Genomic DNA, 12,868 nt, shown 5'->3' on the forward strand with positions numbered 1-12,868 from the left:
CGGCGACGAAATCGGCCTCAGCCCACGTCGCTCAACGTCCGGCGCATCACCAGGCGCGGCATCTTGGAGGCCACGGCGTCAGTCTGACCCACGACCTCGAAGCCGACCTTCTCGAACATCGAGCGTGTGCCGACGAAGGCCATGGTCAGGTCCATCCGCCCGTCCGGGTCCACCGGATGGGCCTCCACGGCCGGGGCGCCCTGCGAGGCCGCGTACTCCACCGCGCCCTCAAGCATCGCCGTGGTGACTCCCTGGCGTCGCCGTCCGCCGCGAACCACGACGCAGATGATGGTCCAGACCGCGATGTCATCGATCGCACGGATGAGCTTGCTGCTCTGCAACCGTGGGATCTCGGTGCGTGGGCTGATGCTGCACCAGCCGACCGGCTCGCCGTCACGGTAGGTGACGACGCCGGGTGCATGCCGCCCGGAGCCCGACGTCCCCGTGGCGCACAGGCTCCGCATCGCCTGCTCACGACTGCCCTCGCCCAGCTCCTCGATCTGGCGAGCCGGCAGGCGGTGCGCCAGGCACCAGCAGTGGTTGGCGCGTCGGTTGGGGTTGACGACGTCGGCAAAGTCGTCGAACCGTTCCGGCGTCACCGGGTGTGTCTGCCACGTCACGACTCCCACCTCATGGGCACAGCATCCCACCGCCTGCTGACACTTGTGTGACCCATCGCACCCGCTCGGGCCTCCCGCGCACCGATCATCTGCCCTTACCCTCGTCAGGTCCGTCCGGCTCTGTCCGGGCGGTTTTTCCCATCCACCATCAGCTGCCCGGAGGACGCAGGATTCCGGGGAGTGCGGGCTGATGCGCCCCAGGACGCAGAGCCCGCGATGCGCGAAGGACACTCATGACGCTTGACGCCACCAGCTCGACCTACCGCTCGACGCACACCAGGCTGCAGGCCTGGGTCGACGAGGTAGCTGCCCTCACCACCCCCGCCGCCATCCATTGGGTGGAGGGCACCGACGAGGAGTGGACGAGGCTCACCGACGAGCTGGTGGAGGCCGGCACCTTCGTCCGTCTGGACGAGGCCAAGAAGCCCAACTCCTTCTGGTGCGCCTCGGACCCGTCCGACGTCGCACGGGTGGAGGACCGCACCTACATCTGCAGCGTCCGTGAGGCGGACTCCGGCCCGACGAACAACTGGATGGCGCCCGATGAGATGAAGCAGATCATGACCGATCTGTACCGGGGGTCGATGGCGGGACGGACGATGTACGTCATCCCCTTCGTCATGGGTCACCTGGATTCGGAGCACCCGATGTTCGGCGTCGAGATCACCGACTCCCCGTACGTCGTCGTCTCCATGACGGTGATGGCTCGCGTCGGCAACGCCGTCCGTGAGCGCATCGAGGAGCTTGAGGCCGACTACGTGCCCGCGCTGCACTCCATCGGCGCCCCGCTCGAGCCGGGCCAGGCCGACGTCCCGTGGCCGTGCAACGACACGAAGTACATCGTGCAGTTCCCCGAGGAGCGGATGATCTGGAGCTTCGGCTCCGGCTACGGCGGCAACGCGCTGCTGGGCAAGAAGTGCTACTCGCTGCGCATCGCCTCGGCGATGGGCCGCGACGAGGGCTGGATGGCCGAGCACATGCTGATCCTCAAGCTCACCAGCCCTGAGGGCGAGGTCAAGTACATCGCCGCCGGCTTCCCGTCGGCGTGCGGCAAGACCAACCTCGCCATGGTGGAGCCGACCATTCCCGGCTGGAAGGTCGAGACGATCGGCGACGACATCGCCTGGATCCGTGTCGGCGCCGACGGCCGCCTCTACGCCGTCAACCCCGAGTTCGGCCTGTTCGGCGTCGCACCCGGCACCGGCTGGAACACCAACGCCAACGCGATGCGCACCATCGAGCGCGGCAACAGCGTCTTCACCAACGTCGCGCTCACCGACGACGGCGATGTGTGGTGGGAGGGCATGACCGACGAGCCGCCCGCGCACCTGACCGACTGGAAGGGCCGTGACTGGACGCCGGAGAGCGGGGAGCTGTCCAGCCACCCCAACAGCCGCTTCTGCACCCCCATCAAGCAGTGCCCGACGCTGGCCCCGGAGTACGACGACCCCCAAGGCGTCCCCCTCGACGCCATCTTGTTCGGCGGGCGCCGCAAGACGACCATCCCGCTGGTCACCGAGGCCCGCGACTGGACCCATGGCACCTTCATGGGCGCCACCCTCAGCTCGGAGACCACGGCCGCGGCCACCGGCGCCGTCGGCGTGGTGCGTCGCGACCCGATGGCCATGCTTCCGTTCATCGGCTACGACGCCGGCGACTACTTCGGGCACTGGATCTCGATGGCCAAGAACAACGACGAGTCCAAGTTCCCCAAGGTCTTCTACGTCAACTGGTTCCGTCGCGACGACGACGGTGGCTTCCTGTGGCCCGGCTTCGGTGAGAACAGCCGGATCCTGAAGTACGTCATCGACCGCGTGGGCGGCAAGGTCGAGGCCAACGAGACCCCCATCGGACTCGTCCCGTCGCCCGAGGCCATCGACACCGACGGTCTGGACCTCAGCGACGAGCAGCTGGCCCAGGCCCTCGCCGTCGACGTCGAGGAGTGGCAGGCCGAGGTCCCGCAGATCAACGAGTGGTTCGAGAAGTTCGGCGACACGCTGCCGGCGGTCCTGTGGACCGAGCTCGACGCGCTCAAGGCCCGCCTGGAGGGCTGACCCGCCACGTCTTCCCGATGTGTGAGCCTCTGCCCCCAACCGGCGTCTGGTTGGGTGCAGAGGCACACGAATCTGGGGCGTCAGCCGGTGTTGCGCAGCCCGGCGGCGATGCCGTCGACGGCAACTATCACAGCACCGAACGAGAGCGCCTTGAGGCAGTCTCCGGCTCCCATTCGATGCCGCGGGTCACGTGTCCGTGCGCCCGATGCCGCGACTAGCCCACGCTGCGACGAGCAGCGCACCACCGGTGATCGCCAGGACGCCGCCTGCGCCGCCCAGTACTGCAAACGGTCCGAGCGCGACAGGCACGGCCGTCTGACCGACCCGGTTTCCCGCCACCCGCAGCGACATCGCCAGTCCACGCATCCCGGATGGCGCCAGCTCCGAGACCCACGCCATCGTGATAGGTTGGCACGTCCCGATGACGAAGCCGTACAACGCCGAGAGGACCAGAAACGCCGACACCGGCAGAGGGAACGGCATCAGCAGCAGTGTGACAGCGGAGATCGCCAGGGTCATGACCAGCAGCCGTCGGCGGCCGGCAATACTGATCAGCTGCACGATGAACAGTCTCGACAGCATCGACGTCAACGACCGGACCACGAGCATCGCGCTGACGACTGCGGTCCCAAAGCCCCGCTCCTGACCGAGTGCCGGCAGATAGGCCAAGAACAAGTCGATCGACGTCAGCACGAGCGAGCTGGCGAGAATCGCACGGGGAATGCCAGGCAACCGCAAGAGGGAGCCGGTGGCCGAGCGCAGGCTCGCCCGTATCGACTCAGCCCGGGCGTCAGAGCTTGCGAGCGCGACCGACAGGAGCAGAAGAACTGCCGAGACGGCGGCGCAGACACCGAACACTGCGGCGATCGGCGGGGTCGCGGCGTCGCCCCCGGGTAACGCCAGCACCAAGGGGCCCACTACCTGACCGACCGAGGCTGCGAAGGCGTACAGACCGAAGCGCGACTCCAGGCTGCGATTGGTCGACAGGTTGGCGATCAGCGCCTGGTCTCCGACCACAGACAGCAGATGGCCGCAGCCGATGATGACCGTCGCGACGACGAGTAGGAGGATGGAATCCTTCGCGAGCACGGCGAGCAGGCACGCTCCGAGCAGGGCCACCGAGCCCACCACCAGAGCAGGACGCTCCCCGACCCGGTCGACCGCGTGTCCCGTCGGCAGGGCGACCAGCAGGGCGGGGAGGGCGAAGGCCGCGGCCACCGCACCGACGAGGGCAACCGACCCACCGGCGTCGAGGACCGCGTAGGACAGGTTGGGGCGCACCGCGAAGGTGAGAACCTGCACGAGCGCGGCATGAACGAGTATGGCCGCGAGCCGGATCCTGTCGGCAGGCGCCCTCACGTGCGGGTCGGCCCCGCGAAGGCCGTCCCGTCGAGCAGCTTGCGGGTGGTGCGGATCACTGCGGTCCTGGTGGCGACCCAGTCACCATCGACCACCTCCACCTCCACCTCGACATCGAGGCGCCCGGTAGGGTGCTCGATGCTATGCGAGGCACCGGCGAGTTCGGCCAGGTCGTGAGCGACCGTCCCCGGCACAACGCACGCGGCTGCGACGCTGGCACCGGCGAGTACCCCGATAGACGTGTGGCACCGACGGGGGATGAAGGTCCGGGTGGAGATCGACCCCCCGTGCATCGGCGCCGATACCAGGCTCAGCTTGGGGACGGTCGCCTTGGAGACGTCTCCGAGACCCATCGCGCGCCCCGCGCCGAGCCGGATCCTCTCCAGCCGGTCACGCAGGGACACATTTGACTCCAGCTCCTCGCACGACTCGTTCCCGGTGACACCGAGGTCCGCTGCACGCAGCACCACTACAGGCATCCCGTCGTCGACACAGGTGGCGTCGACACCGTCGAAAGAGTTGGCGACGCAGCCGGTCGGAAACAGCATCCCCTCCCGCGACGGGAAGTCGATGACCACCGGGGCCGCAGCGCCGGGGACACCCGCAATCACCGTGTCGCCGGCGTACTCGACCTGCCTTCCTGGGGTGCTGACGGTGGAGATCGAAAGCTCGCCGGTGTTGACCATGTGGATCCGTACGGCGGTCGTGTCCTCGCCAGCCGGCACGAGCGCGCGCTCGATCGCGAACGGACCAACGCCGGCGAGCAGGTTGCCGCAGTTCTGTCGATCCGAGACCAACGGCTCATCCACGAAAACCTGCAGGAAAAGGTAGTCAACGTCGGCGTCGTCGCGGCTCGACGGTCCCACTACGGCGACTTTGCTCGTCAGCGGGTGCGCACCGCCGAGCCCGTCGATCTGGCGCTCGTCGGGAGAGCCCATAAGCCTCAACAGCAGATCGTCGCGCTCCGACACGTCACCGGGCAGGTCATCCGCGAGCATGTAGACCCCTTTGGACGATCCCCCTCGCATGAGCATGCAACGGACTCCTCCTCCATTGCTCGGCTTGCCCCCCTCGCTGCTCCACTCAGAACTCATCCGGAACCGCCCCCAGCCTCTGGGCAGCGTCCTCCAGGCTGCGCATCACGCTTTCCAGGTGGCGCTGCGCCGCGGACTCAGCCTTCTTCGGGTCCCGCTCACAGACCGCCTCGATCATGCTCAGGTGCTCGCCGAGAGAGACGTTGGCGCGGCCCGGCTCCATCGCCAGGCGGTACTGGTGGCGCACCATCTGAGCCCGCAGACGCGCAATGATCTGGTTCGCCGTGGACTGCCCACCGATCTCGCCGATGCGAGCGTGCAGCCGCTTGTTCAGCGCTGAGTACGCCATCAGGTCGCCGGAAGCAACTGCCTCTTCCATCTGTGTTCCGATGCCCCGCAGCTCCTGCACCTCGGCGTCACTCACGCGCTCGGCCGCCCGACGGGCGCACAGACCCTCAAGCTTGAGCCGGACCTCGGAGATCTCCAACGCCTCGGCGAACGAGATAGCCCGCACACGCGCCCCTCGGTTGCGGATCCGTTCCACGATGCCTTCGTTGGCGAGCTCGACGAGCGCTCCCCGAACACTCGCCCGGCTTGCCGAGAACATCTCGCACAGATCGGCCTCGATCAGCCGTTGGTTGGGAGCGACATCTCCGTCGAGGATCGCCTGCCTGATGCGGGCCGCGACATCTCGCCCGGTCCCGTCAACGTCCGCCATCGAGTCTGCCCCTCTGATTGTGGCGTCACCTGGTGCGCTCGAGATGGCCCTCCATATCGAGCGTCCCGGGCCGGGCGTTGTTGACCCTGACACCGTGGTCGCGTTCTAGCCGGTGTACCCGAAGATATCCCGCCAAAGCCGCTCATCCGCCTCGACGTTGCCGAGGGTCTCCTCCGGGCTGTAGGTGAAGAGGAAGCCGCTCTCGGTCCCGGGCAGCTCCAGGTCGCCGAGCGTCGGGGCCGGGGCGTCCTCGCGGGCCGGATAGTCGCCGAGAGCGGCCGATGCAGCCTGACCCGTCGACGACATCAGCCAGTTGACCAGGATTTGGGCCCCGTTCGGGTTGGCCGGCTCGGCTGTGAGCCCGAGGTAGTAGGCGTAGCCCGCGGCGCCCTCCTCCGGCGTGGTGATCGCGATCGGCGCGCCGTCCTGCTGGGCGCTGTAGGCGGTCGCCATCGGTAGCGGGCCGGCGGCAACCTCGCCACGGGCGATCGCATCAGTCAACCCACCGGAGGAGTCGAAGATCCGCGGGTCGAGCGCGGCGAGGTCATGAAGATAGTCCTCGCCGAGCTGGTCGAGTTGGAAGCGGGTCAGGGCGGCCGTGCTGCCACCGGCGGCGACCTGCACAACGCCGAGCTGGCCTCGCAGATCGTCGTCGGTCAAGTCCTCCCAATCCGCGGGAGCTTCCTCCTCCGCGAGCACCTGATCGTTGTAGGCGATCGAGTAGGCCCTGATGATGCTGGTGTAGTAAGCGCCACCGTCGTAGACGAGATCCTCCGCGATGTCGTAGCCCTCGGGGAGCCGATGGGTACCGAAAGCACCGGACTCCGCGATGCTGACCGTGAGGTCCTCGCCAGAGGTCCGCATGACGTCCGCGCCGAGCTGGTCCGCTCCCTGCTCACTGAGGATGCGCTCGGTGAGCCGGTTCGGAGGCAGCCGGACGATCTCCACCTCGATTCCGGTGTCCTCGGTGAACTGCTCAGCCAGCGCCGACTCCGACTGCTCGCTGCCGCCGGTGTAGAAGGTGACACTCTCCTCCTCTTGTGCCGCTTCGAGCAGCTCGGAGTCGGCGATCAGCTCACCATCCAGGACCAGGTCCTCGCCCTCAGCGAGGTCTGGACCGTCCGAACCTCCAGAGCCGCATGCTGCGAGCAGCATCAGGGCGGCCGTACCCAATACGGCGGTGACACGCTTGTTCTTCCTGATCATCGTGGTGACCTTTCCTTGGGGGAATGGGTGGAGGAGCTCCGCGGTCGGGAGCAGGTGCGGACGTAGGCTGAGGTCGCGCTCATGAGCGCTCCCGGGTGCCGTAACGTTGAGCGACCGCCGCGAGCACGAAGATCACGACGCAGTACAGGAGGCTGATCGCCGCAGCGCCCTGCAGAATGCCGTTCTCGTAACTGTCGAAGATCACGATCGAGATCAGGCGAGTGTCGGAGGTGAAGAGGAACAGCGGAACCGTCAGCTCGCGCATCGACAGCATCAGCAGCAGCAGGAAGGTCGACGTGATGCCGACACGCATGAGCGGTAGCGTGACCTTCCTGACCGCCCGCGTGCGGGAGGCGCCGTGCATGACTGCGCTGTCCTCGAGGTCATGATGCACCTGCAGGATCGAGCCCGAGACTCCTCGGAACCCTTGCGGCATTTGCGCCGCAGTGAACGCCACGATCATCAGCAGCAGCGTCCCGTAGAGCGGTAAGGGCAGTACCAGCCAGGTCCACAGCAGACCCAGACCGAGCACGATCGCAGGCACGGCCAGCGGAAGCATGGAGATGTACTCCAACCCCGATCGTCCGGGCAACGTCGTGCGGTTCACCACGTAAGCCACGGCGAACGCCAACAAGGTCCCGGCCGCTGCGGCGGCGATACCCACGATGACACTGTTGGTCATGGCGCCGCGAGCCGTGGCGGACTCAAGCGCCGACATGAAGGCGTCGGCCGACCAGACCCTGGGCTCGTTCCAGTCACTGAACGTCGCGATGTATGGGGAGTCGTGCAGTGCCACGACCAGCAACGCCCCCAGGGGCAGGACCGCCGAGACGACGAAGTACGCGAGCCCGCCGAGCAGGGCCGGCACCCGCCACGCACCGAGGTCGATCCGACGCGGCTTCACTCCCTTGCCGGAGACGGTGGTGAACGTCCGGCGCGACACGATGCCGCGCTGCACGAGGGTGGCGACGAGCACCGTGAGCACGAGGGCCACAGCTACCGCGGCGGCCTCGTTGCCCTGCGAAGGCGTACTGTTCATGAGCCGCCAGATGTAGGTCGGCAAGGTGTCGAACCCGCTGGCGCCGCCGATGATCTGGGCGACCGGGAAGTTCTCCACGGTCAACGTGAAGATGAGGATCGCGGAACCGAGGATCGCCGGGAGCGCAAGCGGAAACGTGATGCGCCTCAGCACCTGGCTGGTACTCGCACCGTGGACGGACGCCGCCTCCTCGAGATCGGGATTCATCAGGCTGAATGAGCTGTGAATAAGCAGGAAGGCGTAGGGCGCGTAGTAGATGCCGAGGACGAAGACCAAGCCACCGACGTTGTAGAGGTCGACAAAGCGCGGGAGTCCGAGATCGCCCAGGACGACGTTGATCAGGCCGGCGTTCGGCGCGGCGAGGATCGCCCACGCGATGGCACCGACGTACGACGGCAGAAACATCGGGATCAACCCGACGAGATAGAGGAAACGTCGCAGGTACACGTTGGTGCGGGCGGAGATAAACGCCAGAAACCCGCCGATCGTCAACGCGACGGCGGCCGACCCCAAGCCGACCATGAGCGAGTTGACGGCGGCCCGTCGGGCGCCGGCAGACCCGAACACCGTGCCGAAGTTGTCCAGCGTGAGGCCCGCGAAGCCGATGTTGCCAGGCCTCGGGGTGTCGTTGGAGAACGCGGACAACGTCACGAACGCGACGGGCAGGAGGACTAGGACTGCCAGCGTGCCGTACAGCACCGCGGGGACCGGAAGGCGGCGACGCAGGGTGCGCAGGCGCGCGGTGGACCGTGGACCGTCATGGCGCGGCGCCACCGGCTTGGTGCCCAGCCGCGGCTCCTCGGTCGACAGCGTCATCGTGCCTCCACCTCTACTGGCAGCACCTGGATCGCGTCCGGTTCGACCCGCAGCGACACGGCGTCGTCGGGACGCAGGAGCGCACCGTCGCGCTTGGAGGTGACGGCATTGAGCTCGGCCCCCTGGGTGGTCCGGATCAGGTAGCGGATGGTGGCACCCTGGAACCCTGCGGAGACGACTGTCCCGTCGAAGCCGTCGTCGTACGGCGTCGCTGCAGCGCTGACCTGGATGTCTTCAGCACGGAAGCAGGCACGAAGCTCCCCGGAGTGGGTCGGGACGTCGTGGGTGCGCAGCGCCCGGTCGAAGCCCTCCACGGTCACGGACGAGGCGCCCAACCGCTTGGCGGGCAGGATGTTGTTGACGCCGAGGAAGTCCGCGATCGAAGCGCTCGCCGGGTTCTCGTAGATCTCGTGCGGCGGTCCGACCTGCACGATCCTGCCGAACTGCATCAGAGCGATGCGGTCGGCCAGAGCCAAGGCCTCCTCCTGGTCGTGCGTGACGTAGATGGACGTCAGCCCGAGTCGCTGCTGGAGCTCGCGGAGCTCCAGACGGAGTCGATCACGCAGTCGAGCGTCAAGATTGGAGAGCGGCTCATCGAGCAGCAGCACGGAGGGTTCCATCACCAGGCTCCGCGCGAGCGCCACGCGCTGCATCTGACCGCCGGAGAGCAGGCTGGCGCCACGGTCGGCCATGGCGCCCAGACCGACCAGCTCGAGCGTCGCCACCACGCGCTCGCGGATCTCGGCTTTGGCGACCTTGGCCATGGTGAGCGGGAAGGCGACGTTCTCGAAGACCGTGAGGTGGGGCCAGATCGCGTACGACTGGAACACCATGCCGATGTTGCGCTTGTTCGGCGGCCGACTGATCCCGCGGGAGCCGTCGAAGACGACGTCCCCACCGATGCTGATCACGCCGCGGGACGGTGTCTCTAGTCCGGCAATGCACCTCATGGTGCTGGTCTTCCCGCAGCCGGACTGCCCGAGCAGGACGAGCGCCTCGCCGTCCTCGACGACCAACGAGAGATCGTCGATGGCAGTGTTGTCGCCGTACTTCAGGGTCAGGTCCTGCACGTCGATGTTCATGTCTCGTCCTTCAGCTCAAGGCTTCGTCGTAGGCGCGCAGGCCATGGCGGTCGTACGACAGCACGCCACTGCGGTAGTCCTCGCGAGCCCGTCGCTCACGTATCTCTCGGTCGCGCGCCGCCTCGACGACGGTGCCGACCCGCTCCTGCTCGACGGCCACCACGCCGTCGCTGTCGAGCACGACAGCGTCGCCGGGAGCGACGGTCACGCCGCCGATGGTCACAGGGGCGTCGATCGCTCCCCGATGCTCCTTGGTCGCCCCCCGCGACCGCACCCATCGTGTCCAGACGGGGACGCTCATCCGAGCGAGCTCCTCGACGTCCCGCACGCCCGAGTCCACCACGACCCCGGCGCACCCGGCATACTCCATCTGGGTCACCAGGAGGTCGCCGATGATCCCGAATGGCTGAGGGTCCTCCATGGCGAGCACGAGCACCTCGCCCGGCCGCAGGGAGGCGACAGCCTCGTGTACGGCACGGTTGTCGCCTGTCGCGCACAACGCGGTGCGAGCGGGTCCGCACGCTCGGGAACCCGGCACCACCTGACGCCACTCGTGATCAAGCAGGCCGCGTCGCCCTGCCGCCTCGTAGACGGTGGAGACGCCGAGACGTGCGAGCTCGGCATACTCTGGCGTCGTCACAGTCCCTCCACGACATTAGGCACGATACGCATGAACGCCTCGGCCTGGCGCACCGTCGAGTCGCCGGAGACCTTGCGGGCGTGGTTGCCGCGGTGCTCGGCACGCTGGGAGTAGTACTCGCGCAGGTATGTCTGAGCAGCCATCGCGTGCATCGCCGTCACCTTCTGCTCGAATACCGCCGTGATGTCTACGAAGACACTCGGCACGAAGCCACACAGCTCCGGCTGGTGGGGTTCGAACACGAGGAACTCCGACGGTGGTGCCGTTGCAAAGCCGGACTGGACGACGGCACCAGAGGTGAGCAGGCGCGCCTGCTGCACGACCTGGTGGGCGACTGGATGGTCGGGGTTGAAGGGATCCTTGTCCGGGTGCGTCACGACGACGTGGGGCGCGAAGTCGAGCATGATCTCCACGAGTCGATCCACATCCTCCGGACCTGTGCGTAGCGGGTAGTCGCCGAGGTCGAGGCAGGTGAAGTCGGCCCCGACGGCGGCGGCGGCCTTCTCGGCCTCTCTGTGACGGATGCGCTTGACGTTCTCGATGGTCTGACCGGGCTCCTTCCAGAGCTCGCCGGACTCGCCACGCTCACCGTAGGACAGCGAGACGACTCGCGCCGCCCCGCCGGCCTGCGTGTGAGCGGCGATGAGGCCGGCCGAGCGCCACACGAAGTCCGCACTGTGCGCACCGATCACCAGCAGCCGCCGTTCCGTCATGCGTGACATCGACACCTTCCGTCGGGTCGGGCCCGGGATCGCCCCACGCCGCGTCTGGACTGGCTCGTACTCAGATATGAATCCAAAATACAAACCAATATTGTTGACAATCACGCTGGCACGGTGGATGAATGGTGTCAAGAGGTTTTCGTGATCGGTGTCACGTGACCGCAGCGACCAGCATCAAGGAGATCGCGTGACCGACGGTGTCGAGACCGACAGCCTCGAGCCTGTCATCGGCCGGGATGTGTGGATCGAGACCGAGGCTGGCGTCGTGCGCTGCCGAGACCACGGCAGCGGTCCCACGCTCGTCCTCGTGCACGAGCTCGGCGGTGGTCTGGAGAGCTGGCAGGCCCTCGCGGATATGCTGGCTGACCAGGTACGTGTCGTACGGTTTGATCAACGGGGGTCGGGCGGGTCCTACAGCCCCGTGGAAGCGTTCACGACCGACGATCTCGTGGACGACCTGGAGGCCGTCGTAGCCAAGCTCGGGATCGACCATCCGGTACATCTCGTCGGCGCCGCGTTCGGCGCCGCCCAGTGCATCTCGTATGCGGCCCGGCATCCCGATGCCGTCGCGTCTCTCACTCTGCTTGCTCCGGCACTGTCGGTGAGCACGCCATCCGCCGCGGTGATGCGCGAGCGAGCAGCCGGGGCACTCGCAGGCGGCATGGCATCCATCGAAACACTGAGCCTGGACCGCTCCTGGCCCCCCGACCGTCGTACCGACCGCTTCGACGACTACCGCCAACGATTTCTCACCACCGACCCACGGGGCTACGCGTGGGCGCACGAGGCCATGACTGCCACCGATGTGCACGGGGAGCTCGCCGGCCTCCGCGTGTCGACACTGGTCATGGCCGGCAGTCATGACGTCGTCCGTCCTCCCACACTCCTGAGAGAGGAGTTCGCCGCGAGTGCGTCAGCGCAAGTCGTCGAGATCGATGCGTCGCACTTTCTCGCGGTCGAGAATCCTCGGGCTGTCGTCGACCACCTCGCCCGCTTCCTCGATCTCCCGCCCAGGCAATCGGGTCTGGAACGTCCAGTCCACCGTGACGGCGATCCCCTCGACACCGAACAGCGGGCAGCCGTGCAGGAGGCGATCGACGGTACTCGTGGCCGAATGCCCGAACCCATGCGAGCCTGGATCCAGAGCCCCGAGCTCGCTCGGCGCGCCCAGTCCCTCGGGGAGACGTTGCGATACCACACCTCGCTCGAACCCAGGCTGAGCGAGCTGGCAGTCATCACCACGGCCAGGCTGTGGCGCAGCGAGTACGAGTGGTGCGTGCACGCACCACTGGCTGAGGAGGCCGGGATCGCGGCCACTGCCGTCGAATCACTCCGCGGCGGACGGCGCCCACGCGGTCTGCTCAGCGACGAGGCGGTGATCGTCGACCTCTGTGTCGCCCTGCACTGCGAGCGCCGGGTATCCGACCCGCTGTTCGACCGGGCGAGCCGGACCCTGGGCGCAAAGGCGCTCGCCGAGGTCGTCGGAATCCTCGGGTACTACACGCTGGTGTCAATGACCCTCAACACCTACCGCCTCGGTGAGGACGCTGCACCAAGTCCGTTCCCCGACGTCTGACC

12 protein-coding genes are annotated in these 12,868 nt (G+C 67.3%); 2 read left to right on the plus strand and 10 right to left on the minus strand.

Translation table 11 applies throughout. From position 1 onward, the window contains the following. Window positions 1-17 precede the first annotated feature (17 nt). The gene (locus ACEVFP_RS19580; protein ID WP_375001202.1) at window positions 18-620 is read right to left on the minus strand and encodes a GNAT family N-acetyltransferase; all 603 of its coding nucleotides are present in this window, start codon (window positions 618-620) and stop codon (window positions 18-20) included. A 233-nt stretch (window positions 621-853) separates the two neighbouring features. On the opposite strand from ACEVFP_RS19580, the gene ACEVFP_RS19585 reads away from it, so the two are divergent. Next, a complete protein-coding gene (locus ACEVFP_RS19585; RefSeq protein ID WP_375001203.1) occupies window positions 854-2,674 on the plus strand; it encodes a phosphoenolpyruvate carboxykinase (GTP) in 1,821 nt (606 codons plus the stop codon). Window positions 2,675-2,860: 186 nt separating this feature from the next. Here the strand turns inward: ACEVFP_RS19585 and ACEVFP_RS19590 are convergent, their stop codons facing one another. From ACEVFP_RS19590 to ACEVFP_RS19630, 9 genes are all read right to left on the minus strand, one after another. Continuing rightward, window positions 2,861-3,976, minus strand: coding sequence for an MFS transporter (locus ACEVFP_RS19590; RefSeq protein ID WP_375001204.1), 1,116 nt, complete (start codon window positions 3,974-3,976; stop codon window positions 2,861-2,863). 53 nt (window positions 3,977-4,029) lie between these two features. Then, window positions 4,030-5,127: a 4-oxalomesaconate tautomerase gene (locus ACEVFP_RS19595; protein WP_375001205.1), complete on the minus strand. Its 1,098-nt coding sequence runs from the start codon at window positions 5,125-5,127 to the stop codon at window positions 4,030-4,032. Further along, window positions 5,117-5,785 carry a GntR family transcriptional regulator gene (locus ACEVFP_RS19600; protein WP_375001206.1) on the minus strand — a complete coding sequence of 223 codons (669 nt, stop codon included), beginning with the start codon at window positions 5,783-5,785 and terminating at the stop codon, window positions 5,117-5,119. Before ACEVFP_RS19600 ends, ACEVFP_RS19595 begins: the two co-directional genes overlap by 11 nt. Window positions 5,786-5,890: 105 nt before the next feature. Beyond that, the gene (locus ACEVFP_RS19605) at window positions 5,891-6,991 is read right to left on the minus strand and encodes an ABC transporter substrate-binding protein (protein WP_375001207.1); all 1,101 of its coding nucleotides are present in this window, start codon (window positions 6,989-6,991) and stop codon (window positions 5,891-5,893) included. 79 nt (window positions 6,992-7,070) lie between these two features. Beyond that, window positions 7,071-8,846 carry an ABC transporter permease gene (locus ACEVFP_RS19610; RefSeq protein ID WP_375001208.1) on the minus strand — a complete coding sequence of 592 codons (1,776 nt, stop codon included), beginning with the start codon at window positions 8,844-8,846 and terminating at the stop codon, window positions 7,071-7,073. After that, the gene (locus ACEVFP_RS19615) at window positions 8,843-9,928 is read right to left on the minus strand and encodes an ABC transporter ATP-binding protein (protein WP_375001209.1); all 1,086 of its coding nucleotides are present in this window, start codon (window positions 9,926-9,928) and stop codon (window positions 8,843-8,845) included. The genes ACEVFP_RS19610 and ACEVFP_RS19615 overlap by 4 nt, the downstream gene beginning before the upstream one ends. A 10-nt stretch (window positions 9,929-9,938) precedes the next feature. Beyond that, window positions 9,939-10,568 (minus strand): 4-carboxy-4-hydroxy-2-oxoadipate aldolase/oxaloacetate decarboxylase, encoded by a 630-nt coding sequence (locus ACEVFP_RS19620; protein ID WP_375001210.1) that lies wholly within the window; start codon window positions 10,566-10,568, stop codon window positions 9,939-9,941. Further along, window positions 10,565-11,290, minus strand: a complete 726-nt coding sequence (locus ACEVFP_RS19625; protein ID WP_375001211.1) for a PIG-L deacetylase family protein — start codon at window positions 11,288-11,290, stop codon at window positions 10,565-10,567. Before ACEVFP_RS19625 ends, ACEVFP_RS19620 begins: the two co-directional genes overlap by 4 nt. A gap of 151 nt (window positions 11,291-11,441) precedes the next feature. Further along, window positions 11,442-11,684: a hypothetical protein gene (locus ACEVFP_RS19630; protein ID WP_375003882.1), complete on the minus strand. Its 243-nt coding sequence runs from the start codon at window positions 11,682-11,684 to the stop codon at window positions 11,442-11,444. Between ACEVFP_RS19630 and ACEVFP_RS19635 the strand changes: the two genes are divergently transcribed. Next, window positions 11,598-12,866 (plus strand): alpha/beta fold hydrolase, encoded by a 1,269-nt coding sequence (locus ACEVFP_RS19635; RefSeq protein ID WP_375003872.1) that lies wholly within the window; start codon window positions 11,598-11,600, stop codon window positions 12,864-12,866. The two genes, ACEVFP_RS19630 and ACEVFP_RS19635, sit on opposite strands and share 87 nt — an antisense overlap. Window positions 12,867-12,868: the final 2 nt, after the last annotated feature.

It is taken from the genome of Aeromicrobium sp. CTD01-1L150 (assembly GCF_041951745.1).
In the GTDB taxonomy this organism is placed as follows: domain Bacteria; phylum Actinomycetota; class Actinomycetes; order Propionibacteriales; family Nocardioidaceae; genus Aeromicrobium.

Coding starts and splice junctions, on each gene's coding strand:
- ACEVFP_RS19585 (WP_375001203.1), top strand. CDS start 854: ATGACGCTTGACGCCACCAGCTCGACCTACCGCTCGACGCACACCAGG.
- ACEVFP_RS19595 (WP_375001205.1), bottom strand. CDS start 5,127: ATGAGTTCTGAGTGGAGCAGCGAGGGGGGCAAGCCGAGCAATGGAGGA.
- ACEVFP_RS19600 (WP_375001206.1), bottom strand. CDS start 5,785: ATGGCGGACGTTGACGGGACCGGGCGAGATGTCGCGGCCCGCATCAGG.
- ACEVFP_RS19605 (WP_375001207.1), bottom strand. CDS start 6,991: ATGATCAGGAAGAACAAGCGTGTCACCGCCGTATTGGGTACGGCCGCC.
- ACEVFP_RS19610 (WP_375001208.1), bottom strand. CDS start 8,846: ATGACGCTGTCGACCGAGGAGCCGCGGCTGGGCACCAAGCCGGTGGCG.
- ACEVFP_RS19615 (WP_375001209.1), bottom strand. CDS start 9,928: ATGAACATCGACGTGCAGGACCTGACCCTGAAGTACGGCGACAACACT.
- ACEVFP_RS19625 (WP_375001211.1), bottom strand. CDS start 11,290: ATGTCACGCATGACGGAACGGCGGCTGCTGGTGATCGGTGCGCACAGT.